Origin of the sequence: Nonomuraea sp. B12E4, assembly GCF_039871825.1 — a bacterium.
GTDB lineage: Bacteria > Actinomycetota > Actinomycetes > Streptosporangiales > Streptosporangiaceae > Nonomuraea.
Map to the genome: position 1 here is coordinate 178,762 of NZ_JBDPME010000016.1, position 22,811 is coordinate 201,572.

General features: G+C 70.2%; 20 protein-coding genes and 3 pseudogenes. 9 read left to right on the forward strand and 14 right to left on the reverse strand.

What is annotated here, in order from left to right; all coding sequences use genetic code 11:
• Nucleotides 1–119 precede the first annotated feature (119 nt).
• The gene (locus ABGB18_RS31190; protein ID WP_347699197.1) at nt 120–923 is read left to right on the forward strand and encodes a class I SAM-dependent methyltransferase; all 804 of its coding nucleotides are present in this window, start codon (nt 120–122) and stop codon (nt 921–923) included.
• Here ABGB18_RS31190 and ABGB18_RS31195 read toward each other — a convergent pair.
• The 4 genes from ABGB18_RS31195 to ABGB18_RS31210 are packed head-to-tail and all read right to left on the reverse strand — an operon-like array spanning nt 898 to nt 5,342.
• Nucleotides 898–1,029, reverse strand: coding sequence for a hypothetical protein (locus ABGB18_RS31195; RefSeq protein ID WP_347699198.1), 132 nt, complete (start codon nt 1,027–1,029; stop codon nt 898–900). The two genes, ABGB18_RS31190 and ABGB18_RS31195, sit on opposite strands and share 26 nt — an antisense overlap.
• Nucleotides 1,026–2,936, reverse strand: a complete 1,911-nt coding sequence (locus ABGB18_RS31200; RefSeq protein WP_347699199.1) for a hypothetical protein — start codon at nt 2,934–2,936, stop codon at nt 1,026–1,028. Before ABGB18_RS31200 ends, ABGB18_RS31195 begins: the two co-directional genes overlap by 4 nt.
• Entirely contained in the window at nt 2,924–3,925 is a 1,002-nt protein-coding gene (locus ABGB18_RS31205) for a hypothetical protein (protein ID WP_347699200.1), read from the reverse strand. The genes ABGB18_RS31200 and ABGB18_RS31205 overlap by 13 nt, the downstream gene beginning before the upstream one ends.
• Nucleotides 3,918–5,342 carry a hypothetical protein gene (locus tag ABGB18_RS31210; protein WP_347699201.1) on the reverse strand — a complete coding sequence of 475 codons (1,425 nt, stop codon included), beginning with the start codon at nt 5,340–5,342 and terminating at the stop codon, nt 3,918–3,920. The genes ABGB18_RS31205 and ABGB18_RS31210 overlap by 8 nt, the downstream gene beginning before the upstream one ends.
• A 288-nt stretch (nt 5,343–5,630) precedes the next feature.
• Here ABGB18_RS31210 and ABGB18_RS31215 point away from each other — a divergent pair, with 288 nt between their 5' ends.
• The 3 genes from ABGB18_RS31215 to ABGB18_RS31225 all read left to right on the forward strand — a co-directional run bounded on the left by ABGB18_RS31215 (nt 5,631) and on the right by ABGB18_RS31225 (nt 10,965).
• Nucleotides 5,631–6,980 carry a DUF4407 domain-containing protein gene (locus ABGB18_RS31215; RefSeq protein WP_347699202.1) on the forward strand — a complete coding sequence of 450 codons (1,350 nt, stop codon included), beginning with the start codon at nt 5,631–5,633 and terminating at the stop codon, nt 6,978–6,980.
• A complete protein-coding gene (locus ABGB18_RS31220) occupies nt 6,970–8,463 on the forward strand; it encodes a protein kinase (RefSeq protein WP_347699203.1) in 1,494 nt (497 codons plus the stop codon). The genes ABGB18_RS31215 and ABGB18_RS31220 overlap by 11 nt, the downstream gene beginning before the upstream one ends.
• Nucleotides 8,464–8,727: 264 nt before the next feature.
• Nucleotides 8,728–10,965, forward strand: a complete 2,238-nt coding sequence (locus ABGB18_RS31225) for an Orn/Lys/Arg decarboxylase N-terminal domain-containing protein (RefSeq protein WP_347699204.1) — start codon at nt 8,728–8,730, stop codon at nt 10,963–10,965.
• A 46-nt stretch (nt 10,966–11,011) separates the two neighbouring features.
• Here ABGB18_RS31225 and ABGB18_RS31230 read toward each other — a convergent pair whose 3' ends face one another.
• The 5 genes from ABGB18_RS31230 to ABGB18_RS31250 all read right to left on the reverse strand — a co-directional run bounded on the left by ABGB18_RS31230 (nt 11,012) and on the right by ABGB18_RS31250 (nt 14,734).
• Nucleotides 11,012–11,182: a hypothetical protein gene (locus tag ABGB18_RS31230; protein WP_347699205.1), complete on the reverse strand. Its 171-nt coding sequence runs from the start codon at nt 11,180–11,182 to the stop codon at nt 11,012–11,014.
• 92 nt (nt 11,183–11,274) lie between these two features.
• Nucleotides 11,275–12,228 carry an SDR family NAD(P)-dependent oxidoreductase gene (locus ABGB18_RS31235; protein WP_347699206.1) on the reverse strand — a complete coding sequence of 318 codons (954 nt, stop codon included), beginning with the start codon at nt 12,226–12,228 and terminating at the stop codon, nt 11,275–11,277.
• Nucleotides 12,229–12,253: 25 nt separating this feature from the next.
• Complete coding sequence (locus ABGB18_RS31240; protein WP_347699207.1) at nt 12,254–13,384, reverse strand: PQQ-dependent sugar dehydrogenase; 1,131 nt, start codon at nt 13,382–13,384, stop codon at nt 12,254–12,256.
• 70 nt (nt 13,385–13,454) lie between these two features.
• On the reverse strand, nt 13,455–13,967 hold the full coding sequence (locus ABGB18_RS31245) for a DUF1097 domain-containing protein (protein WP_347699208.1): 513 nt from the start codon (nt 13,965–13,967) through the stop codon (nt 13,455–13,457).
• 32 nt (nt 13,968–13,999) lie between these two features.
• Complete coding sequence (locus tag ABGB18_RS31250) at nt 14,000–14,734, reverse strand: SDR family oxidoreductase (protein ID WP_347699209.1); 735 nt, start codon at nt 14,732–14,734, stop codon at nt 14,000–14,002.
• A gap of 118 nt (nt 14,735–14,852) precedes the next feature.
• Between ABGB18_RS31250 and ABGB18_RS31255 the strand changes: the two genes are divergently transcribed.
• On the forward strand, nt 14,853–15,560 hold the full coding sequence (locus ABGB18_RS31255) for a TetR/AcrR family transcriptional regulator (protein ID WP_347699210.1): 708 nt from the start codon (nt 14,853–14,855) through the stop codon (nt 15,558–15,560).
• Here the strand turns inward: ABGB18_RS31255 and ABGB18_RS31260 are convergent.
• The 4 genes and pseudogenes from ABGB18_RS31260 to ABGB18_RS31275 form a co-directional block, all read right to left on the reverse strand.
• On the reverse strand, nt 15,557–15,736 hold the full coding sequence (locus ABGB18_RS31260; protein WP_347699211.1) for a hypothetical protein: 180 nt from the start codon (nt 15,734–15,736) through the stop codon (nt 15,557–15,559). The genes ABGB18_RS31255 and ABGB18_RS31260 overlap by 4 nt on opposite strands.
• 192 nt (nt 15,737–15,928) lie before the next feature.
• Nucleotides 15,929–16,138 (reverse strand): annotated as a pseudogene (locus ABGB18_RS31265) (cytochrome P450); the annotation flags it as partial.
• A 77-nt stretch (nt 16,139–16,215) separates the two neighbouring features.
• A pseudogene (locus ABGB18_RS31270) lies at nt 16,216–16,680 on the reverse strand (SAM-dependent methyltransferase); the annotation flags it as partial.
• 167 nt (nt 16,681–16,847) lie between these two features.
• Nucleotides 16,848–16,979, reverse strand: a pseudogene (locus tag ABGB18_RS31275) (ATP-binding cassette domain-containing protein); the annotation flags it as partial.
• Nucleotides 16,980–17,156: 177 nt separating this feature from the next.
• Between ABGB18_RS31275 and ABGB18_RS31280 the strand changes: the two are divergent.
• From ABGB18_RS31280 to ABGB18_RS31295, 4 genes are all read left to right on the forward strand, one after another.
• Entirely contained in the window at nt 17,157–17,786 is a 630-nt protein-coding gene (locus tag ABGB18_RS31280; protein ID WP_347699212.1) for a TetR family transcriptional regulator, read from the forward strand.
• 121 nt (nt 17,787–17,907) lie between these two features.
• Complete coding sequence (locus tag ABGB18_RS31285) at nt 17,908–19,476, forward strand: CocE/NonD family hydrolase (RefSeq protein WP_347699213.1); 1,569 nt, start codon at nt 17,908–17,910, stop codon at nt 19,474–19,476.
• Nucleotides 19,473–20,648 carry a cytochrome P450 gene (locus ABGB18_RS31290; RefSeq protein ID WP_347699214.1) on the forward strand — a complete coding sequence of 392 codons (1,176 nt, stop codon included), beginning with the start codon at nt 19,473–19,475 and terminating at the stop codon, nt 20,646–20,648. Before ABGB18_RS31285 ends, ABGB18_RS31290 begins: the two co-directional genes overlap by 4 nt.
• A 309-nt stretch (nt 20,649–20,957) precedes the next feature.
• A complete protein-coding gene (locus ABGB18_RS31295) occupies nt 20,958–22,316 on the forward strand; it encodes a GAF domain-containing SpoIIE family protein phosphatase (protein ID WP_347699215.1) in 1,359 nt (452 codons plus the stop codon).
• Nucleotides 22,317–22,478: 162 nt separating this feature from the next.
• On the opposite strand, the gene ABGB18_RS31300 is transcribed toward ABGB18_RS31295, so the two are convergent.
• The coding region (locus ABGB18_RS31300) for a helix-turn-helix domain-containing protein (protein ID WP_347699216.1) at nt 22,479–22,811 on the reverse strand (333 nt) is incomplete at its 5' end.

The following is a 22,811-nucleotide window of genomic DNA, read 5'->3' on the forward strand; positions in this document are numbered from 1 at the left end:
GTACTACACACAAGACGGACCCCGCTGCGCCGCACAGCCTGGCCAAATGCCCCAAACCGGTAGAATTGTCATCAATCCGGGCAACTTCATCCAGCCGCTCCAGCTCGCCAGGGACTTTGATGACCGACAGCGATGCCACTCCGTCGACCGTGAAAATCGTGAACCCGATGAGCGCGGACTACGACACCGCCTTCGCCGCCTTCTTGGCCCACACCGACCAGAAGGAGCGCGCCCACGAGAAACTGGCCCACATCGTCGCGCGGCTGCCCCGCCGCCGGACCCTCATCGACGCGGGCGCGGGCACCGGCCAGACCACCGCCTGGCTGGCCCGCCGGTTCACCCGTACCATCGCCATCGAGCCCAACGAGCACCTGCGGCGGAAGCTCGCGCGTACCTGCCCCGACGCCACCATCCTGAGCGAGGACATCGCCACGGCCCGGCCCGACCACCTCGCCGACCTCGTGCTGTCCGCGCACGTCTTCTACTACATCCCCCAGCCCTCCTGGCCGGCCCACCTCCAACGGCTGGCCTCCTGGACCGCCGAAGGTGGCAGCGTCGTGGTCATCCTGCAGAACCCGGAGACCGACTGCATGCGACTGCTGCGCCACTTCACCGGTCACCGCTTCGATCTGCACCCGCTGGCACAGGCGTTCGCCGATCGTGGCTGGGACATGACCACCGGCACGGTGCCGGCCACCATCGACGCGCCCGACCTGGACACCGCCGTGATCATCGCGCAGTTCCTGCTCAACCTGGTTCCGCTCCCGCACCCGCCCGCCCTGGACGACGTCGCCGCCTACCTCCAGGACCGCTTGCGGGTGGCGGGCAGTTACCGGCTGAGCTGCGATCAGGACTTCCTCGAACTGCGGAGCCCCGGTGCGGGGAGCCGACCTGCCGTCACGCCAGGTGATGCACCTGGGTGAGCGGTAGTCCGGTCGCGGGCGGCAGGCCCATCGGCCTGCCGCCCACCAGTACGGGGCCGCCGTCACGCGGCACCCGCACCTGCGGGACGCGGGTGTTGTGGATCATGTCAACACCAGCCACAGGACGAGGCCCGCGATGACGATGAGGACCACCGTGCCGAGCAGGACCAGGCCGAGGACGGGAAGCCGCGTCGGCCTGCGCGGGCCGGGCCGTCGGCGGCGCCACCGGCTCCGCCGGTACTTGCCTTCGTTCGCGGGCGCGGTCATCCGGTCGAGACCGGCCGTGACGCTGTCGGCGACGGCTGTTCCGGCCAGGCCCAGTCCGCGCACCGCGTTGCCGGCCACCGCGTACAGCAGGGTCGAGGCCGTTCCCGGCGCGCTGAGGGCCGCCATCCCGAGCAGGAAGGTCTCAGAAGGGCGGTCGACGTTGGCGAGGACCTCGTCGATGTCGGCCGGAGTGAGCTGCCGCTGGTGGCTCAGCCAGAGGACGAGCTGGTAGTTGCGAACACTCTCCTCAGCGGCGCAGATGGAGCCGATCGCCTCGATCAGGTAGCGGTATCGCGTCAGGGTGTGCCTGACGGACTCCATGGACCGTGGATCGGTGGGCGCGGCGCGGCGGCCCAACTCGTCGATGACGATGTCCAGCACCCTGCGGTTGCGGGACTGGACGGCGACGCCGCACAACTCGTCGTCCGACATCGTGTCGAGAACCGGGTACAGGCGGTCGGGGCCCAGCAGGTTCGCGATGAGCAGCCGGCCCGAGGGGGTGCTGTGCGGCAGGAGCCGGTCGGTCGCGGCGAGCAGCGCCGGCGGGAGGTCGGGCTCCGACGGGCGGGGGCCGCCCAGGTCGACCAGCATCTCCTCGACGTCGGCGGCGCGCAGCGGCGTCCCGTACAGCAGGCGCAGCAGGCTCTCGAAGAAGCGTTGTACGACGGCCGAGTCGGCCAGGCTTTCCGGCAGGCGGACGGGGTTGGCCCTGGCGAACACCCGGTAGGTCTTCCGGTCCTCGTCCGGAACCCGCTCGCGGGCCCGCCGCGCGAGCTGCGTGGTGAGGGCACCGAGCCGCCGCTCCTCGGCGTTCGCGATGCTCTCGCCGCACTGCCGCAGCAGGTCCTCCACCGAGAGCCTGGGCGGGAGCGCGACGGGGCCGGCGGCGCGGCCCTGGAGCAGCCTGGCCGCCGCGGCGCGGTCGGACACGTCCTCGAAGTCGCGCGGTTCCGCCGCGGTGGCGAGCCGCCTCACCAGCTCGCCGAGGTCCGCACCCTGATGGCGCTCCAGCTCCTTCTCGTAGAGCTGCGCCTCCTGCGGGTACGATCCCACCGGCTCACCGGCCTCCCAGGGCAGCTCCCATGTCCCGTGGGTGGGCGCCACCTCGGCGAACGAGAGGCGGATGCGGTGCCGGGAGGCACTGTTGGTCCAGGTGGAGACCGCCAGCGAGTGGCGGAACCCGTACGGGAGCAGGGCCGCCACCGCGTCCAGGAAGTCCAGCCGCCGATCCAGGGACAGCCGGCCGGCCCGCACCACGCAGACCGGCCGCCCGGTGAGCAGGAGCGCCGCCGCCCGCCGGGCCGTGCCGTTGATCTCCTCGGCGAGACGACGCTCGTCGTACGCCGAGAGGGGAAGCCGGAAGGGCTTCTCTCCGGAGAAGTCCATCTCCATCAGCGCCTCGTACATGGCGCGGTACGACAGCCTGGTCGGCGCGGCGACGACGTCCGCCCAGCGTACGCAGGCGTAGTACGTCATCGCGTACGGGCGATGGAAGCCGTCCTGGGACTCCGGCAAGGTCTGCACGGACAGCCCCAGCCACGGCTCGTGATCGGGGCCGGTGGTGAAGTGGCTGGTCGACACCCGGGGCAGCGCCTTGGGCTCCATCGTGCCCGAGGTGAACGCCTTGAGCCACATGCCGAACTCCGCGCTGGTGATCGCGCCCGTGCTGCAGGCGATCACGCCGTAGTCGTCCAGGCTCTTCGGCGTCTTGCCGAGGATCGCCCAGTGGGCCGTCAGCCATGCCATCGTCCGCTCCTCATCGCGCCGGGCCGGAGCATGCGACCGAGCCAGATCACGGGCTCCATGACGTTCAGCGGGCGGACCGCCCCCCGGATCGTCAGCCCGCCGTTCGCGTCGTCGATGACGTTCACCGGGTCGTCCGGGTCGAAACGGCCGAGATCCTCATCGATGAACACTCCCACCGCCGACGTCACGAAGAACTTGATGCGGTCCTCGTGGAAGAACGCCTCAAGCAGGTCGAGGATCATCTCCGAGTTGTGGTCGCGGGCCTCGCGGCACAGCCGGCGGAAGAAGTCGCGGACCCGGTCCTCGGGCACCCGGGGGATGCGCAGCTCGTCGTGGGGATCGCGCTGCGTGAACCCCCCTTCCATCGCGATTCGCAACACTCTCGGGTCGTCGTACTTGGTGATGCAGACGGCGATGTAGTGGGGCAGCTTGCCGTCCTCGTACTCGTCGCCGACGAGCATCCGCCCGGCTACGTCGTGCAGCGCGGCGTCCAGGTGCTTGAAGGCGTCGCCCACCCGGGCCTCCCGGTCCGGGTCGAACACGTAGATCAGCCCGCGGCTCTTGACCAGGCTGTCGACCAGGGCCTGCTTGTCGATGTTCGCCTCGGACTCGGCGTACAGGTCCCCGCGCAGGTCCAGGAAGTCGAGATTGAACTTCGGCGCCCTCTCCACGCGCTCCGTCCACGGCCACCACCACCGCCTGCGCGCCGCCGCCGCGGGGCCGAGGATCACCCAACTGTAGTGGGTGAGCGCCTCGGTCGGGGCGGGGAACGTACGTGCCTGCAGCAGCGTGTCGCGCAGCTTCGCCAGCTCCGTCCTGGACACCGCGTTCTCCCCGATGAGCCGCCAGCCCGGGCTGCCGGACCTGTTGAGTGCGACGCTCAGCGCCGCCAGGAAGGCGGTCTTGCCGCTGCCCGAAGCCCCCCACATCGCGATGTCGGGCTCGCGGCCGCGCTCGGGATCGCCGGGGACGGAGTCCGTGTCAACCACCGATGTCCTCATTCCGGGAGACGAAGGGAAGGCAGAGCGCGGCGGACGGCGTCACCATCCCGAGCCGGAGCGCGAGCTCGTCCGCGTTGACCGCGTCCACCTGGAACAGCGCGGCCGAGCCGAGCCGGTGCCAGGGAGAGGCGGAGGCCGGCAGGCTGTCGCAGATGGCCGCGCTCCTCAGGTCGTGGCGGCGCTCCATCTCCCTGAGCAGTGCCAGCCAGTCGTACTTCGAGGGGCAGGGGGGCACGCGACCGGACTGGGACCCTGGCGGGGGATGCGGCGGCCGCGCTCCGATGGTGAGCAGGGCCGTCCGCGTGCCGCCCGGTTGCTGGAGCAGCAGGGTGCTCACCACGGCGAGCACGTCTTCGAGCTGGGCGGCCTTCGGGTAGGTGAGCGCGGTGGGCTGCAGGGACTCCAGGGCGGCCCGCGCCTGCCCGGTGGAGACGCCCTGGGCGACCAGGGCCGGCCTGGTCCGGTCCGCGTGCCTGCCGCCGAACACGTGGGTGCCGTACGCCACGACGGACACCCTGAGCTGCCGGGGGTCGGGACCGCGCTCGGCGAGCAGGTCGATGAGGTAGCCGGCCCAGTGATAGCGGGCCTCGAATTCCTGCGCGGTGCCCGCCGTCTCTATGGCGCACACCAGGTGGGCGGGCCGGGGCGCGGGCTGCAGTGCGGCGGGGAGCTCGGCGACCACTTCCGCCCACGGACGTGTGTTCGGCCGGAGACCGGAGATCTCCGGGAAGCGGACCACGCCGGGCCGTTCCAGCACCGCCCGCAGCACGTGCCGGCCGGGCGGGAGCGGCGCGTGGTCGACCGAGACCAGCTCCGACGGTTGCAGCAGGCCCGACCAGGCGGAGACCGCGAGCAGCAGTCCGCCCGTGTCGGTGCACGTGATGGTCACGTGCGTGGCCTCGCCGGGCTTGGCGCCGGCGCCGAAGAGCCGCCGTCCCACCAGTTCGAGCCCGCCGTCGCCCGCGCGCTGGCGGGCGACGATCAGGTCGTACGCGTGCCGCAGCGGAGCGCCGGCGACCAGCGCGGGGAGCAGGTCCCCGACCTTGGCTCCGGACACCTCCACGACCTGTGCCGAAGGGCGCCGCCGCAGTAACGCGCGCAGCGCCTCATCCTGCTCGTGCCCGTCGGCGGAGCGCACCACCAGCACCGGGTCGCCCTCGTCGGCGGAGATCAGGTCACCGGCGATTCGGTGCACCGCGTCGAATATCTCCTCACCGGAGGCGGTCAAGGTGGACCACTTGGCCGCGGCCCGGCGCGTGTGACAGGGCGTGCCGATCTCGTCGGCACGCACCTCGTAGAACCGTATCCCGCCGGCGTCGATCTCCGTGATGGCCAGCCGCTCCCTGAACGAGGCGATCAGATCGGCGAGCTCGCCGCGCAACCCGCCCTCCGCGAAAGGGTTCAAAGAATCTCTCCGCCCATATTGCGCTCAATTAGTAATAGGTCCCTTTCGATATCATTGGCGAAATATTTCATAATAAATGCAGAAGATCGGGCGTTTGTCCGTTTTGTGGTGAATTTTGGGCGCTGTTCGCCCGGGGAAAGCAATCCATGGCAGGTTGCCGGACCCAACCACCGCGAGTTGGCATCTATCACCTTGCGATATCAGAAACAGCCGGGTTCTCATGGTAGTCAGTGCATTACTTACGGGGTAGGGCGTACAGCAGCCTGCCCCTTCCCCCCGGAGCCGCTCGTGATCGGTAGATGGTTGATCGTCCTGTCCGGCGCCCGTCCGGACGTGCTGGAGCAGTGCAGAGGGGAACGCAGCAAATACCACGGCCTGGGCGGTGCCATCCTGACCACGGCCACCGTCGCCGCCGTCTCCATGACGTTCGCGCTCGCCTCGGCACTCAAGGTGTTCCCGCCGCTCGCCGTGCTGATCGGCCTTGTGTGGGGCGTGGCGATCATGAGCCTGGACCGGTGGCTCGTCACATCCCTGCCCACGCGGGGCGGCCGGCGCTTCGGGCTCGCCCTGCCCCGGCTGCTCCTCGCGCTGCTGCTCGGCGCCGTCATCTCCACGCCGCTGGTCCTGCAGATCTTCAAGCCCGAGATCGACGCCGAGATCGTCGACATCCAGCAGGAAAAGACCGACGCGTTCACCCGTGCGCAGCAGAGTGGCGACACCGGCCGCCGCATCGCCGAGCTGGAGAAGTCCAAGGCGGAGCTGGCAGCGGTGATCGCCTCCCGCGGGGAGCAGGCGATCGATCCGGCGTCCGACTCCCGGTTCCGGGAGCTGACCAAGTCGCGCGAGCAGGCGGTGAAGCTCCGGACCGAGGCTTACCAGGAATGGCAGTGCCAGCTCTACGTCGGGCCGCCCAAATGCGCGAAGAAGGGCAACGGGCCGCTCGCCAAGGCGGCGGAGGAGGAGTACAACGCCGCCCGGGACAAGGTGAGCGAGATCGACGGGCAGCTCCAGCAGCGCAGGAAGCAGCTCGGTGACAAGCAGGAGACCTCACGGGCGACCCGCCTGGCCCAGGCGCAGAAGGACCTGCCCGGCGTGGAGGCGGAGCTGGCCCAGCTCACCGAGCAGCAGGCTGATCTCAGGGGCGGCTCCGCCACCGAGATCGTCGGATCCGACGGCCTGATGCTTCGCCTGGAGGCTCTCGGCAGGGTGTCGCAGGACAATGCGTCCCTCAACCTGGCCAGGATCCTGCTGTTCCTGTTCATCCTGCTCATCGAGTGCCTGCCGGTCATCGTCAAGCTGATGCAGGGGCCGGGCATCTACGACACGGTCGTGGCCGCGCTGGAGAAGCAGGAGCTCGACAGGGCCATCGACCAGATCTACAAGGCGGACGTCCGGTCGTCGCGGGCCGACTGGCGGGACGGCCCCACCTTGGCGTTCGCCGCGGACGAAGAGCCTCCGGGGGCCTTCCACGGGGCCGGGCCGCCGTACGAGCAACCGTACGTGCCGGCTGAGCAGCACCAGAGCAGGAGCTTCGAGGACGAGGCGCTGCGCAACCTCAGGGACAACCGCGTCTCCCGGACGATGCGGACGAGCGATGTCCGGCAGGCCGAGCACGCCGGGCTGAACGATGATTGGTAAGCACGTCGCCGGCCGGTTCGTCATCGAGGCACCACTGGGCAGCGGCGGCATGGCACGGGTGTGGCGCGGCCGGGACCGCAAGCTCAACCGCCTGGTGGCGCTCAAACAGGTACGCGCGGACGCAGGGCGCCTGCCGGAGCTGGCCGCCCGCGCCGCGGTGGAGGCGGAGGCGCTGGCCCGGATCGACCACCCCGGCATCGTCCGCATCTACGACGTGCTCGACCAGCCGGACGGCCCGTGGATCGTGATGGACTACGTCGAAGGTGACGTGCTCGGCACGCGCATCGAGCGGGAACCGCTGTCCGAGTCCGCCGTGGTGGAGATCGGCGCCCAGGCGCTCGACGCGCTCGCCGCCGCGCACGCGGAAGGGGTGTTCCACCGCGACGTGAAGCCGGAGAACATCCTGATCGCCCCCTCCGGCGCGGTGGTCCTGGTGGACTTCGGGATCGCCGCCATCGAGGGTCACGAGCGCATCACCGTGCTCGGCCAGGTGATCGGCACTCCGGACTTCATCGCCCCCGAACGGCTGCGCGGTGCCCCGGCCGGCGCGGCGGCCGACCTCTGGTCGCTCGGCGCCACCCTCTACACGGCCCTGGAAGGACGTCCCCCCTTCCGCCGGAGCTCCGAGGAGGCCACCAGGTTCGCCATCCTCACCTTCCCCCCGGACCCCATGACCCGGCCGGGCCGGCTCAAGCCGACGATCGACCGGCTGCTGGTCAAGAGCCCGGCCAACCGGATGGGGGCAGAGGAGTTGGCACAGCGGCTGGCCCGGGCGGCCAGGCGCGATCCCCGGATGGGACCGCGGTGGACACCGCCCCCACCCGGCTTCGCCACCAGGCCGCCCTCGCGGCCCGTCGTGAACGGCACAGGCACCACTTCGGGAGGGAGCGGGACGGGCGCCGTTTCCGGAAGGGGCGGCGGCGCGGGAGCGGGAGCGGGAGTTGGCGACGGCGGGGCGGCGCGCCGGGCGATCGCCGGCGTCAGCGCCCTGGAAAGGGGCTCGATGGTCCTAGCGATGCCCGCCGCGGACGCGGCGGTGCTCCTCGCCCGGCACTGGCAGCTCTTCACCACCGCCGCGGTGGAGCAAATGTGCCGCGAGCCGGCGAGAAGCGCGAAGATCCTGCAGATGCTGCTCCCGACCCGCGCGGGCTGGCTGCTGGACCAGGTACGCGACCCGGGCCTGGTGGCCAAGGTCGTCCTCGCGATGGACACTCACCACCACGGTCGCGTGCTCGGCCACATGCAGGATCGGCAGTCCGCGGCGGCCATCGCGGCGATGACCACCCTCGACAGCCGGCGGACCGGCCGCGCCGTGGCCGCGATGCCGGAGGATCCGGCCGTACAGGCGTTGAGCCGCCTGTCGCCCGACACGATCGCCGGGGTGCTCGCGCACTGCCCGCCCGCCCGCCGAGACCGGCTGCTGCCCCGGTTGCCGGACGAGACCCGCGAGGAGGTCGAGTGGAGGCTGGCCGCCGGAGCATGAGCGTTCCGGCGCCGCCGGATCACCCCGCGGTCGCCGTGTGACCCTCGTACTGCGAGGAGCAGGGCGCCAGATCGGCCGCCGGAGCCGCCGAGGCCACGGCCTTACGGCCTCGGTCTCGCCATCGTCAAACGGCCGCGAGCTCACCCCGACCGGCAACATGTGCGGCCGCGAGCAGGACGTCGTCGCTTTGCGTGCCTTTGCCAATCCATAGAGTTACGATCGGTGGGAGTGCCCGAGCTTTACCCCCCGACCACGGAGTGCCGCATGGAGCGAATGGTTCTGGTCGCCGTCACCGAGCGCGCCGACGCCGACACAGCACTGGCGGAGCAGATCCGCCGGGTGCGCTCGGCGATGGGCGAGCTCGGGCTGCAGGTGCGCTGGACCCATCGGCCCGAGGACGCCTTGGCCGTCATCGGGTCGGACGCCTCGCTCACGGCGGTGCTGGCGGCGTGGGACGCACCCGGAGCCGAAGAGCTTCTCGGCGCGGTGGCCAGGCGGTTCCGCGGCCTGCCCGTCTTTCTGATGACCCAGGACCAGGAGCTCCCGCTGTGGGTGTACGAGGTCATCCAGGGCTACGTCTTCCCGTTGGAAGATACCCCGCAGTTCATCGCCGGGCGCATCGCGTACGCGGCCGAGCAGTACGCCGACAACATTCTCCCGCCGTTCTTCCGAGCGCTGCGGCGCCTGCAGGACCACCACCGCTACTCCTGGCACACCCCGGCGCACGCGGGAGGCGTGGCGTTCCTGAAGTCCCCCGTGGGGCGGGCCTTCTTCGACTTCTACGGCGAGCGACTGCTGCGCACCGACCTGTCCATCTCCGTTCCTGAGCTGGGCTCCCCCCTCGACCACACCGGCCCGATCGGGGAGGCCGAACACAACGCCGCTCGCGTCTTCGGCGCCGAGCGCACCTTCTTCGTGGTCAACGGCAACTCCACCGCCAACCGCATCGTCGGGCACCACGCGATCGCCCGCGACGACACCGTTCTGGTCGACCGCAACTGCCACAAGTCCGTCCAGCACGCCCTGGCCATCAGCGGCGCCCGGCCGGTCTACCTCGTGCCCGAACGCAACGGGCTCGGCCTGGCCGGGCCGATCCCCCCTGCCGCGCTGGAGGTGGCCGCCATCCAAGCGCGAGTGGCCGATCATCCCCTTGCCGCCGGGGAGCCCACGTACGCGGTCATCACGAACTCCACCTACGACGGCGTGTGCTACAACGCGGTGCAGGTCGCTGAACTGCTGGGCGCCGGCGTGCCACGACTCCACTTCGACGAGGCGTGGTTCGCCTACGGCCGGTTCAACCCGCTCTACGCCGGGCGGTACGGCATGGCGGTCGACGAACGCACCCTGCCCGGCCCTGGACGCCCCACCGTGTTCGCCACCCAGTCGACCCACAAGCTCCTGGCCGCGCTGTCACAGGCCGCGATGCTGCACATCCGCCCGGCACCGCGGGCACCGGTCGACTACGACGCGTTCAACGAGACCTACCTCATGCACGCCTCAACCTCGCCGCTGTATCCGATGATCGCCTCACTCGACGTGGCGGCGGCGATGATGGACGGCCCATCGGGAACCTTCCTCACCCAGGAGGCGATCGTCGAGGCGGTCCGGTTCCGGCAGGCGATGACCCGGCTGGCCACCCGCATCCGCGAGGACGGCCGCCGCCCCGAGTGGTTCTTCGGCGTCTGGCAGCCGCCCACCGTCACCGACCCGCGCACCGGACGGGCTGTCGCCTTCGCCGACGCCGACCCCGCCCTGCTGTGCGCCGAGCCCCGATGCTGGGTGCTGGAACCCCGGGCCACCTGGCACGGGTTCGAGGGGATGGGCGAGGACTACGCCCTGCTCGACCCCGTCAAGGTGACGATCACCTGCCCCGGGGCGGACGCGGCCAGGGGCACACTCGAGTGGGGCATCCCGGCCCGGATCGTGGCCGCCTACCTGCAACGGCGCGGCATCGTGGTGGAAAAGACCGGCGACCACACGCTACTGGTGTTGTTCTCCATGGGAATCACCAAGGGCAAATGGGGCACGCTGATCGACGCGCTCACCGATTTCAAGCACGCCTACGACAACGACCTGCCGCTGGCGGACGTGCTGCCCGGCTTCGGGCCGCCGGCGATCTCGATGCAGAAATACTGCGCTGAGGTGCATCAGAAATTGCGCGAGTCCGCGGTGGGTGCACTACTCGACCAGGTCTTCACCACCCTGCCCGAGCCGGTGTCCACCCCCGCCCACTGCTACCAGGCCATGATCCGGCACCGCACCGAACGGGTCCCGCTGGACAAGCTGCCTGGGCGCGTCGCCGCGGCCACCGTGGTGGTCACCCCGCCGGGGATCCCCATGCTGATGCCCGGCGAGGCGGCGGGGACGGCAGACGGCCCGCTGATGACCTACCTGCGGGCCTTGGAAGAATTCGACAGGGCCTTTCCAGACCTGGCCACCGACATCCACGGTGCCCACCGTGACGGCGACGGCCGCTACTGGGTGGAGGTCGTCCGCGACTGATCCGGTCCAGTCCCACAACCCGTTGGCGGATCAGAACGCGAGCACGTCAGGAAAAGCCGAACGTCGCGGCCAGCACGGGATCATGGAACTCGGTCACGCGGGACACGCCGGTGAGGGTGGTGGTCAGCACCACGACGCGGGCGGCTCGGAGCTCGCCGCCCGCGTCCCGGTGGTACACGGCGGCGGCGGGTTGGCCGTTGGCGGTGGTCGCGATCATGCGCCAGTCGCCCGGTGCGCCCAGCACGTACGCGTCGAGCAGCGCGCGTGCCCGTCGGTCGGTCGGTTCGAGCAGTTCCTCGGGCGCCGGCTTCAGTTCGTCCAGCCGGGCACGGGCGCGCTGCAGACCGCTCTTGACCGCCGCCGTGGTGGTGTCGAGGATCTCCGCGGGGTCAGCAGCTCGCCGAACCCCATGCGCTGGACGAAGCTCTCGCGCGTGTCGCGAGCGACGTCGTTGACCGCCTCGACGCCGGATTCGGTGTAGTCGATGACGCTGCGGAATGGCTTGGTGCCGTGCGGAAGGGCGAGGATCCGAGTGATCTCCTCGGCGACTCCGACAGGGCTCGGGTCGACTCCGGGGACGAAGAGCGCGGAGGTCACCTCCTCATTGCGCGCGACCAGCGGGTCGAGCTCCGCGTAGGCGGCCGAGACGGCTGAGTCGCCGGCTCGCGTGGCGTTGGGGAAGTGCTGGGTGCCCTTGGTGATCGCACCGGGCATGACGATGCAGGTCTCGATGCCGAACGGGTTCGCCTCGTACGACGTGGCCACCGCCAGGGTGTCGAAAGCGGCCTTGGATGCCGCGTACGGGCCGAGGAAGGGCGGCGTGGTGACGATGATGGTGCTACCGACGTACAGCAGGGTGCCGCCGCCGCGGTGGCGCAGATGAGGCATGGCCGCCCGATTCACCCGGTGGGCGCCGATGACGTTGATGTCGAAGAGGTGGGCGATGTCCTCGGCGGTGAACGCCTCGGTGTAACCGACGTAGAGGTGCCCCGCGTTCTGTATCACGACATCGAAATCGCCGCCGTCTCGCAGGATGGTGGCAACGGCCGCGTCGGCTGATTCCTGCGAGGTGACGTCGAGTTCGACGACGCGCAGGGTCCCGCCGTGCTGTGCGCCGACGTCGAGCAGTTCTTGGCGGTGGACGTCATTCCGTCCGTACGGCTCCAGCATGCTGGCCCACACGGTGTGCCCGGCACGGGTGAGCGCCTGGGCAGTGAGGTTGCCGATGCCGGTGGCGGCTCCGGTGATGAGGATGGTGGACATGGCGGTTCTCCGTTCGAAGGAAGTGTCAGGAGGCGCGGCGGACGAGGTCGACGCGCAGGACCCGATCGTCGCCCGGGCGGGCGGCGGTGCCGCCCCACGTTGCTCCGTCGGTGTTGGTAGTCGTGATCCACAAAGAGCCGTCGGGTGCCGGCTCCACCGTGCGGATCCGTCCGTAGCGCTGGATGAAGTAGGCGACGGGTTCGCCGTCCGCCCGGGATCCGTTGACGGGCAGGCGCCAGAGCCGCTGTCCGCCGAGCGCGCCCATCCAGACGGCCTCGCCTGCGACGGCGATGCCGGACGGCGAGGCGTCGTCGGGATGGATGGTGAAGATCGGGTGTTCGCCGTACGAGCCGTCCCGGCCTTCGGACTCGGGCCATCCGTAGTCGCGTCCCGGGCGCAGGACGTTCAGCTCGTCCCAGGTCCGATGGCCGAGTTCGGAGGCGTAGGCGGTGCCGTCGGGGCCGAACGCGATGCCCTGCACGTTGCGATGGCCGCTGGAGTAGACGGCGGTCCCCGAGGGGTTGTCCGGCGGCACGGATCCGTCGGGGCGGATCCGCAGGACCTTGCCGTTCAATGACTCGTCGTCGGCCGCGTTTTCGGGCGAGAAGGCGTCGCCGGTGCCGATCCACAGGTTGCCGTCCGGCCCGAAGCGCAGGCGTCCGCCGTGATGGCGGTCGGCGGTCGCGACGCCTTCGAGGACCACCCGGTCCTGGCGCAGGGAGCGCAGGTCGGGGGTGAGGCGCAGCGCCACGACCCGGTTGGTGGGTGAGGCCGACACATATGCGTAGACGGTGTGGTCCCTGTCGAAGGATGGTGAGGCGGCCAGACCGAGGAGGCCGCCCTCGGCGCTCACCTCGACGCCGGGAACCGTGCCGACCGGCGCGGGGTTCCGGCCCTGCCTGATGTGCAGGATCCGTGCGGACGACCGCTCGGACACCAGGGCGGAGCCGTCCGGGAGAAACGTCAGGCCCCAGGGCATGGTCAGGCCGCGGGCGATCTCGGTGACCTCTCCGGGGACCAGGCCACGCGCGTCCCCCGCTGTGACGCCCTGTGAGGTGTGGGGCTCCGATGTCGTGCACCCGGGCAGCAGGACCAGGGCGCACAGGAGAGCGGCGACGGTGCTGAGGCGGCTGCCCGTACGTGGGATGAGGAGCATGGCTGATCTGTCCTTCATGTCGGTCAGGCGCGCCGGGCGGGGGACGACGTGCCGTCCCCCGCCCGGGCCGCTACGTGGCGAACCGGTGCTGCAGCCGCTGGCAGGCGAATCCGGCGAAGGCCCCCAGGGCGCTGCCGGCGATCAAGGTGAGCAGTCCGGGGAGCGGGTGCTCGGGTTCCGCGGCGAAGAAAGTGACCAGGCCCACGAACCAGGCGAGCATGTTGTCGAGTACGGGCGTCGTACGCAGGCCGACCGCGACCGAGGCCAGGACGAAGACCGCGAGCGGCAGCGCCGCGGCGCCCGCGATGGGGGCGGCCAGCTCCACGATGCCGTGGCCGATCACGGCGAGCGCCATGCCGAGCCACAGGCAGACGATGGCATGGATGCCGAGGCGGGGAGAGGTGGGCCGGGTGAACCACGCCACCCAGCCCGCGAACATGACCCAGGCCTGCAGGCCCAGAGCTGTGCTGGAGTAGGCGGCTGCCGCCGCCACCACGGCCGCGATGGCGGTGAAGGCCACGAACCGGCCGGGGTTGGGCCGATCCACGGCGGGGTGCGGTGTGGTGCTGGGACGAGGCTCCATGGGGGGTCCCTTCTCGATGGTTGAGCGCGGAGTCAGGCGGCGCCGCCATTGGCGAACACGATCTGGCCGTTGATCCAACGGCCGGGGCCGGCCAGGAAGGCGACGACCTCTGCGACGTCCTGCGGGGTGCCGAGCCGGTTCATCGGGCTCAGACCGGCGATCCGGTCGATGGCCTGCTGTGACTTGCCGTCGAAGAACAGCTCCGTGGCCGTGGGGCCCGGCGCCACCGCGTTGACCGTGATGTCGCGGCCCCTCAGCTCCTTGGCGAGGATGGGAACGAGGGCCTCCACCGCCCCCTTGGTCGCGGCATACGCGCCGTAGGTCGGGAGGTGCAGGCGGGTGACGCTGGTGGAGAAGGCGACGATGGCGCCACCGGGGCGGATCCGGCGCGCGGCCTCCCCGGCCATGACGAACGTGCCCCGTACGTTGACGCGCAACTGCCGGTCCAGCTCGGCCAGGTCCAGCTCGCGGGTCGGCTGCAGCGCCATCACACCCGCGGCGTTGACCACGACGTCGACGGGGCCGAGGCGCTGCTCCACGGTGTCGAAGGCGGCGGCGACCGCGACCTCGTCGGCCACGTCGGCCTGCAGGGCGATCCCGTGGGCGCCGGCCGCCTCGATCTCGCCGACGGCGGCGTCCGCCTCTTTGGCGTTGGACGCGTAGACGACGGCGACGTCCTGGCCTGCCGCGGCGAGTTTGGAGGCGACGGCGCGGCCGATCCCCCGCGAACCCCCGGTGACGATGGCGACGCGTAATGCGGTACTCATGGACTTCCTCCTTGCTCAGGCGCTAACGATTTCAAGTTAGCACTGTATTTGCGCCGTTAACAAGGCAGTGTTAGCGAAAATGTTAGCGATCGCTAAGGAAACCTGTTAGCATCGATACATGTCCAGCGTGAACAAGCGGGAAGCGATCCTCGACGTGGCGGCGGACCTGCTGGCGCGTGAGGGAAGGGACGCCGTCTCGACCAGGGCGGTCTGTAAGGCCGCGGGCGTGCAGGCGCCGATCCTGTACCGGCTGTTCGGTGACAAGCAGGGTCTGCTGGATGCCGTGGCCAGCCGGGGGCTCATCTCATACCTCGCCGAGAAGCGGGCCATAACACCCAGTGGCGACCCCGTGGAGGACTTGAGGCGCGGTTGGGATCTGCATGTCGGGTTCGGCCTCGCCGAGCCCGCCCTGTATTCGCTGATCTACGGGAGCCCACGACCTGGTGCCGAGCCCGACGGGGCGAAACAGGCCGCGGAGATCCTCGCCGGGCTGGTGCACCGTGTCGCCCTGAGCGGTCGGCTCCGCGTCCCGGAGGAGCGGGCGGCGCGCGTGATCCACGCGGCTGGTCGCGGCACCACGCTGGCTTTGATCGCCACTCCAGAGGCGGAACGCGACATGGAGGCCGCCCGGATCGTCCGCGAAGCGGTCATCGACGCGATCAGCGATCCCGCCCCGACCGGCTCCACGCGTACCGGGGACGACGTCGTGGCCGGCGCCATCACCCTGAGGGCCGCCCTCGCGGACCTGAAGGTCCTCAGCCCTTCCGAGAGCCAACTGCTGGGCGACTGGCTCGATCGGATCATCGACGGTCAGAAAGTTCGTTAGTGCCGCCGCGTGCGGATGATGGCCGCATGGTCGATGACGCTGGTCACCCCATATCTGGCGTACGTGCTGGCCGAGGCCGTGCACAGGTCGGGCGTGACCGCGGTGGTGGTGGTCTCGGTGGTCCTGGGCGTCAAACACCACGAGCTCACCAACTCCGGGATCCGGCTGCAGCTCACCGCGAGGAGGCGGTCAGCACCGAGGTCACTCCCGCGCCCGAGGACCTGGACGCGCCCAGCACGAGAGCGGCCTGTACCCGCCTGCGGAAGAACCCGCCAGGCCCGCACCAGAAGATGGGTGAGCGCCCGTTTCGTGCTGGGGCTGAAACCGAGTGGACGCCGGTGGTCAGCCGGCGTCCCGGGAGGCGGGCTTTATGCTCGTCGACGTGGTGGGGAGGACATCGGCAGGCGGCGGACTCCCGTCATGGTCGGTGTGGGCATGAACTCCACGGGGTCGTCCGGATCGGTGCCCAGGGGGTCGATCCGGTCGAGCAGGATGTCCAGCGCGACCCGTCCCTCCAGCCGGGCCAGGGGGGCGCCCAGGCAGAAGTGGATGCCGCGGCCGAAGGCGAGGTGCGGGTTGGGGTCGCGGCCGAGGTCGAAGACGTCGGGATTGGGGAACTGGCGCGGGTCCCTGTTGGCACCTGGGTGAGGTCGTCGTGCTCGAAATCGACCGGGATCAAGGTCACGCCCTGCGGAGGCCCGCCGAACACCTCACGGAGGCGGGCCCGCTTGTCGGCGACGTTCTCCGGCAGGTCCAGCTCGTAGGCTCGGCCACCGGCCGGCACGACCAGCCGGTACGCGCGGGTGTCCAGTCCCGCGCCCAGGACCACCACCTGCTCGATCCCTGCCGCGAGCGCCTGCGTGACCTGGTCGTCGGCGTAGCGCTTGCGGCACAGCAGGCTCGCCCAGATACCCGGAGCGCGCTTGTCCGAGGCCGCGATCATCAGGTTGCGCAGGAAGGGCCATCGGCACGCGCGCACCGTCAGCCGCATGCCGGGTGGCAGGAACCGCATCGCCAGTTCGTCGTCGATGACCCTGTTGCCCTTGGGCAGGAACCGTTCGACCGCGGCGATCACCATCGGGCCGAGCGCGGTCTGCGCGGCGGGTCGCCTCTTGACCATGATCAGAAATCCTTTCCGGTACGGTGACCGGGACCTTGAGTGAGTCGCACCCTGATCTCCCTGCACGTCGCGCTGCTGGAAGGCGATGATCCCGGCCAGTGCGAGCACCGCGGTGACGACGCCCAGCCACAGCGGGGGGCTCGCGTCCACCGGCTCGACCAGCGCCTGGTGGTCTTGCCCGAGCCGTTCGGGCCGCGGAATCCGTGCACCTCGCCGGTGCGTACGGTGAGGTCGAGCCCGTCCAGCGCGCGGACCTTGCCGAAACGCTTGAACAGGCCGCTGATGTGAACGGCAGGCATGAGCGCCTCCCTGAAGCCGGTCCGATATGACGTTTGCCGACCAGGCTTCCCGGCGCTCCACGACCGACGGTAACAGCGCCGGATCGCCCGCGCCAGACGCGGGTTGACGCATTCTCCACGGGTTCGTCGGGGTATCTGCCTTGCCCTGTGGCTTACCATTTGGTTAGCTTGCTGACCATGCGGTCAGAAACGGATGACTTGACGGCTCGGGCCAGGATCAGGAACGCGGCTCTGGAGCTGTTCGGGGCCGAGGGTGTCAACCGGGTGAGCCTGCGGGCGGTCGCCGCGCGGGCCGGCGTGTCCCATGCCCTGGTGCTGCACCACTTCGGGACCAAGGAGGGGTTGCGACAGGAGTGCGACGCCTACGTGATCTCGCTGGTCCGCGGTGGTCCGGGCGTGGAGGCGCTGGAGGACACGGGTGGGCTGGCGGCGATGCTGGAGGCTGGCGCGCCGGTGCGGCGGTATCTGGGGCGGGCGTTCCTGGACGGCACGCCGGCGGCGGCGACGCTGTTCGACGAGATCGTCGAGGCCACCGAGCGGTGGTTGGAGCAGGGCGTGGCCGAAGGGTGGGCGCAGCCGAGCGAGGACCCGGCCGCCCGCGCCGCGATCTACGTGACGTGGCTGCTGGCGCCGCTGGCCTTCGACGGGCACCTGTCCAGGGTGCTGGGCCTGCCGGACGTGCACGACCTGGACGCCACGATGCGTTACTCGCGCGCCGGCATCGAGATCTTCACCAAGGGCCTGTTCGCCGACGACCGGGCTCTGTCGGCCTGGGACGCGGTCAGGGAGCAGCGGGGGTCGCGATGAAGGCCCTCATCATGCCTTCGAGCGGTCGCAGGTTGTCCGGCCATCGCCGTGCGGAAGGCCAGTGCCGCCTGGTTCGTACTGAGCACAGCGCGAGTGGCGTTGTGCAGATTCTGGAGTTGTCATGAGCATCGCCGGTCGTGTTCTGGCTCGGCAGGCGAAACTTCCGCCCGCCGAGACCCGCATCATCACGGTGGAGAAGAACCTGCCCATCCCCATGCCGGACGGCGTGGTGCTGCTGGCCGATCACTACACGCCTCAGGGGATCGGTGAGCGGCCGACGGTCCTGGTCCGTTCGGTCTACACCGACCGGACGAAGGGCTCGTTCATGTCCCGGCTGATCGCCGAGCGGGGTTTCCAGGTGCTGGTCGTCAGCGGCAGGGGAGTCACCGGGTCCGGCGGCGTGCTGGATCCGTTCGCCTCCGAACGCGAGGACGGGCTGGCGGTGCTGGCCTGGCTGGAGAAGCAGCCGTGGTTCACCGGCGTGCTGGGCACCACCGGCGCCAGCTACCTCGGCTACACGCAGTGGGCCGTCGCCGACGCGGCCGGGCCGATGCTGGGGGCCATGTCCACCCAGCTCACCAGCTCCGACTTCCGCAGCATGATCTATCCGGGTGGCGCGCTCTCGCTGGAGATCTTCCTGGGCTGGATCAGCATGGTGCACAACCAGGAACGGCCGCTGCTGCCGTACCTGTCGGCTCTGGTGCGCGGGGCGCGCAGAAGAGCGGTCGCGGCGCGGCACCTGCCGGTCGCCGAGGCCGACGAGGTCGCGCTGGGCGCGGTGGTGCCGCACTGGAGGGAATGGGTGGCGCACGAGCGGGCCGACGATCCGTGGTGGGCCCGCAGCGACCACCGGGCCGTGGTGGCGGCGGTGGCGGCGCCGAACCATCTGGTCGGCGGGTGGTACGACTTCATGCTGCCCTCGCTGGTCCGCGACTACCAGGCGTTGCGCGAGGCCGGGCGGGAGCCGTACCTGACGATCGGGCCGTGGAGCCATTGGGACACCGGGGCGTCGCTCGCCAGCGCCCGGGAAGGACTGATCTGGCTGCGCGCGCACCTGCTCGGCGACCGGACCGGGTTCCCGGACGCGCCCGTGCGCATCCACCTCGGCGGCGCCGACGAGTGGCTCAAGCTGGGCAGTTACCCGCCGCCTGGGGTGTCGTCACGGGAGCTGCGGCTGCAGCCGGGCGGCGGGCTGGCCGATGGCGTGCCGCCGGAGTCGGAGCCTGACCGGTTCGTCTACGACCCCGCCGACCCCACCCCCGATCCGGGGCGGCCGCCGCGGGCGATGGGGATCAAGCGGCCGTACGGCGAGCGGGTCCTGCGGGATCGCCCTGACGTGCTGACCTACGCCAGCGAGCCGCTACCGGCCGATCTGGACGTGATCGGGGTGCCGCGGGCGGTGTTGCACGTCACGTCGGAGGCCGCGAGCGGCGACTTCTACGTGCGGGTGTGCGAGCTGGCACCGTCCGGCAAGGTCGCACAGGTGACCGACGGTCTGCGGCGGTTCACCCCGGTGCCCGCTCGGGCCGAGGTCGAGTTGTGGCCGACGGCGTACCGGTTCCGGCGCGGGCACCGGATCCGGGTGCAGATCACCGGAGGCGCGTTCCCGCGCTGGGACCGCAATCCGACCCCAGGCTCCCGATTCATCCACCACGACTCGTCTATCCTCTTCCCTGTCCTGGAGTCATGACCATGACCGACATCGCCGAACTGCTGACCGCCCCCGATCGGGACGCCTTTCTGACCAGCCTGGCCAAGGACGGTCCGATCAGCCGGGCCACCTACCTGGACGGCACGCCCATCTGGCTGGTCACCGGCTATCCCGAGAGTGTCGCGGTATTGACGGATCCGCGCTTCAGCAGCGATATCGCCCGGCAGTCGAAGATCGATGTGGCCGCGGTAGGCGGGCTGCCTGCGGACGTGGCGCCGTATCTGATGCGTACGCTGGGCGCGTACGACCCGCCGGACCACACCCGGTTGCGCCGGCTGGTGTCGCGCGAGTTCACCGCCCGCAGGGTGGAACGGCTGCGCCCGCGTATCCAGCAGATCGTGGACGAGTTGCTGTCCGGGCTGCCGGAGGAGTTCGACCTGATCGAGCACTTCGCCTACCCGCTGCCGATCCAGGTCATCTGTGAGCTGCTCGGCGTGCCTGCGGCGGACCGGGACACCTGGCGGGCCTGGGCCGCCGAGCTGGGCGCTCCCGACCTGGACAGGGTCGCGGAAGGAGCCAGGGGACTGGTCGGCTACATGACCGGCCTGATCGCAGGCAAGAGGGCGGTTCCGGCCGACGACCTGCTGTCCGGGCTGGTCAGGGTGCAGGAGGCAGACGGGGACCGGCTCAGCGACGAGGAGCTGATCTCGATGTCGATCAGCATCCTGGTCGCCGGTCACGAGACCACCGTGAGCCTGATCAGCCAGAGCGTCTGGTTGCTGCTAACGCGTTCGTACGAGCTCGGCGAGATCTCGGACGCCGTGGAGGAGTTCCTGCGCTACAGCGGGCCCGCCGAGATCGCCGTCATGCGCTACACCCTGGAGCCCGTGGAGATCGGCGGCGTGACCATCCCGGCGGGGGAGGCGGTGCAGGTGGTGTACGCGGCGGCGAACCGGGACCCGCGCCACTTCGACCACCCCGACATGCTCGACCTGCGCCGCTCCGACAACGCCCACCTGGGCTTCGGCCACGGCATCCACTACTGCCTGGGCGCCGCACTCGCCCGGGCCGAGACCCAGATCGCCCTCACCACCCTGCTCGACCGGTTCCCCGGGCTGGCGCTCGCCGTTCCTGCCGCCGACATCGGCTGGCAGCCCGGCCTGAAGCGAGCGCTGACCTCCCTGCCCGTCCGCACCGCCAACGGAGATTGAGCTTGCTGTCGTGACCATGATTCGGCCTGGACGGGCGAGGTCGAGTCCGATGAGTGCTTCGCGTCAGCCGATGGTGCGCTGATCCTCGATCAGGCGCGCGGTGCCGCGCGAGTCCTTGACCTGGCCGGTCTTCTCTTTGGCCGGGGCGCGTTCGCGGGCACGTTCGTCCTCGATGTCGATGATGGCCAGCCACAGCAGCGAAACCGGCGTCGTTTATGCGCTGTAACCACGCGCACAAGGGCATCACCCCTGGTCAGAGGGGTAGTTTCCGACAATCGAGACCGTGCGCCTGATTACCGGACGGCGAAGATGACGGAGAAAGAGGAAAGGGCACAGCAGCAGATACGGTTGCGCCTGGGCGCTGAGTTGGAGCAGATCGCCGAACAGCTCCGGTCATTGGCCCGGGCCCAGGACCAGCTGCATGACCTGTACGAAGCCGTTCTGGCCCGGGAAGTGGACCTGTCCGTCTTGCTGGGTTTGATCGTGTCCACCGCGATGAGCCTGGCCGGCGCCCGCTATGGCGCGCTGGGCGTACTCGATGAGGAAGGCGAAAGCATCGCACTTTTCATCCCCATGGGCCTGTCCGAGCGGGAAAGGGCCGAACTGGCCGGCACGGAGTTTCCGCACGGACGCGGCCTGCTCGGCCATCTGATCAGCCACCCTGAACCGCTACGCGTCGACGACATCTCCGCCCACCCGGACTCGGCGGGCTTCCCGCCCGGGCATCCACCGATGCGCACCCTGCTGGGAGCTCCGATCATCATCCGCGGCAAGATCTACGGAAACCTGTACGTCTCCGAGCGGCTCGACGGGCGGCCCTTCCGCGCACGTGACGAGGCCCTGATCGCCGCCCTGGCCAGCGCCGCGGGCCTGGCCATCGACGACGCCCGCCTGCACGAGCAATCCCGCCGCGACGCCGAGCGCTTCCAGCGGCTCCTGCTGCCACAGCTCCCCGAGCACATGGAACCGTTCGACGCCGCCGCCGTCTACCGCCCCGCCATTGTTCCCGGCCACGTCGGCGGAGACTGGTACGACGCCATGCTGGTCCCCGACCAGGCCTGCGCAGCGATCATCGGCGACGTCGTCGGACACGACCTCCAGGCCGCCGCCGCCATGACCCAGACCCGCAACATGCTGCGTGCCTTCCTCTACGACCAGCGCACCGCGCCGAACGTCGTCCTCACCCGGCTCGACCGCGCCCTCCACGCCATCACCGACAACCCCGTCACCACCGCATGCCTGGCCCGCATCGAACCCGGAGCCCATGGCTGGAGCCTGCGCTGGAGCACCGCAGGCCACCTCCCACCGCTGCTGATCGCACCCGGGCGGCGGGCCCGCTACCTGTACGCGGACCCTGACCTGCCCCTCGGCGTCGACACCGCCCAGCCACGCCATGACCACGCCCGCCGCCTGCCCTCGGGCGCCACAGTGATCTTCTTCACAGACGGGCTCATCGAACACCACAAGCATCCGATCGACGAGGGGATGGAACGTCTCGCCGCCATCGCTACCGCCCACGCCGACCTGCCCCTGCACGACCTCGTGGAAGCGCTGATCGTTCAGCACCCCAGCGACGGCCACGACGACATGGCCATCCTCGCCCTACGCACCCCACGCGACTGCCCGTCATCTGCCCGTCAGGGACGCGGCCCGAGCCAGGAATCATGACAGCGAGCCTGCCCCGCCCCACGGCGACGCCGCGCCTGCATGGGACATTGACGCCTCGTGAATCATGCCTCTCACTTTCGGCGGCGCCAATCGAATCCTCCTTCTGCCTTGGAGGCGTACCTCTATCCGAGACTTTGCGGACAACATGGCGACGTATGGCCGTCACCTCAGCCTGATCAGTCTGGCGACCTTGAGCCCGAGGTGCAGGGCGAGACGGTCGTCCCCGCTGGACAGGTCGACCGAGGCGATCTCCTCGATCCTGCGCAACCGGTAGTACAGGCTCGCGCGGTGGATGCACAGGCTCGCGGCGGTGCGCTTGACGTCGCCTGCGTTGCCCAGGAACGTCTCCAGCGTGGTGACCAGCGCGTCGGCGGTGATGAGTTCTTCTTCGATCAGCCGCTGCGCCGCGTCGCCGCGCAGCCGGAGGTCGGGCGAGATCAGGTCGCGTACCAGCTCACGCTCCCGTCCCCGGCTCAGCTCGCCGATCAGGAAGTC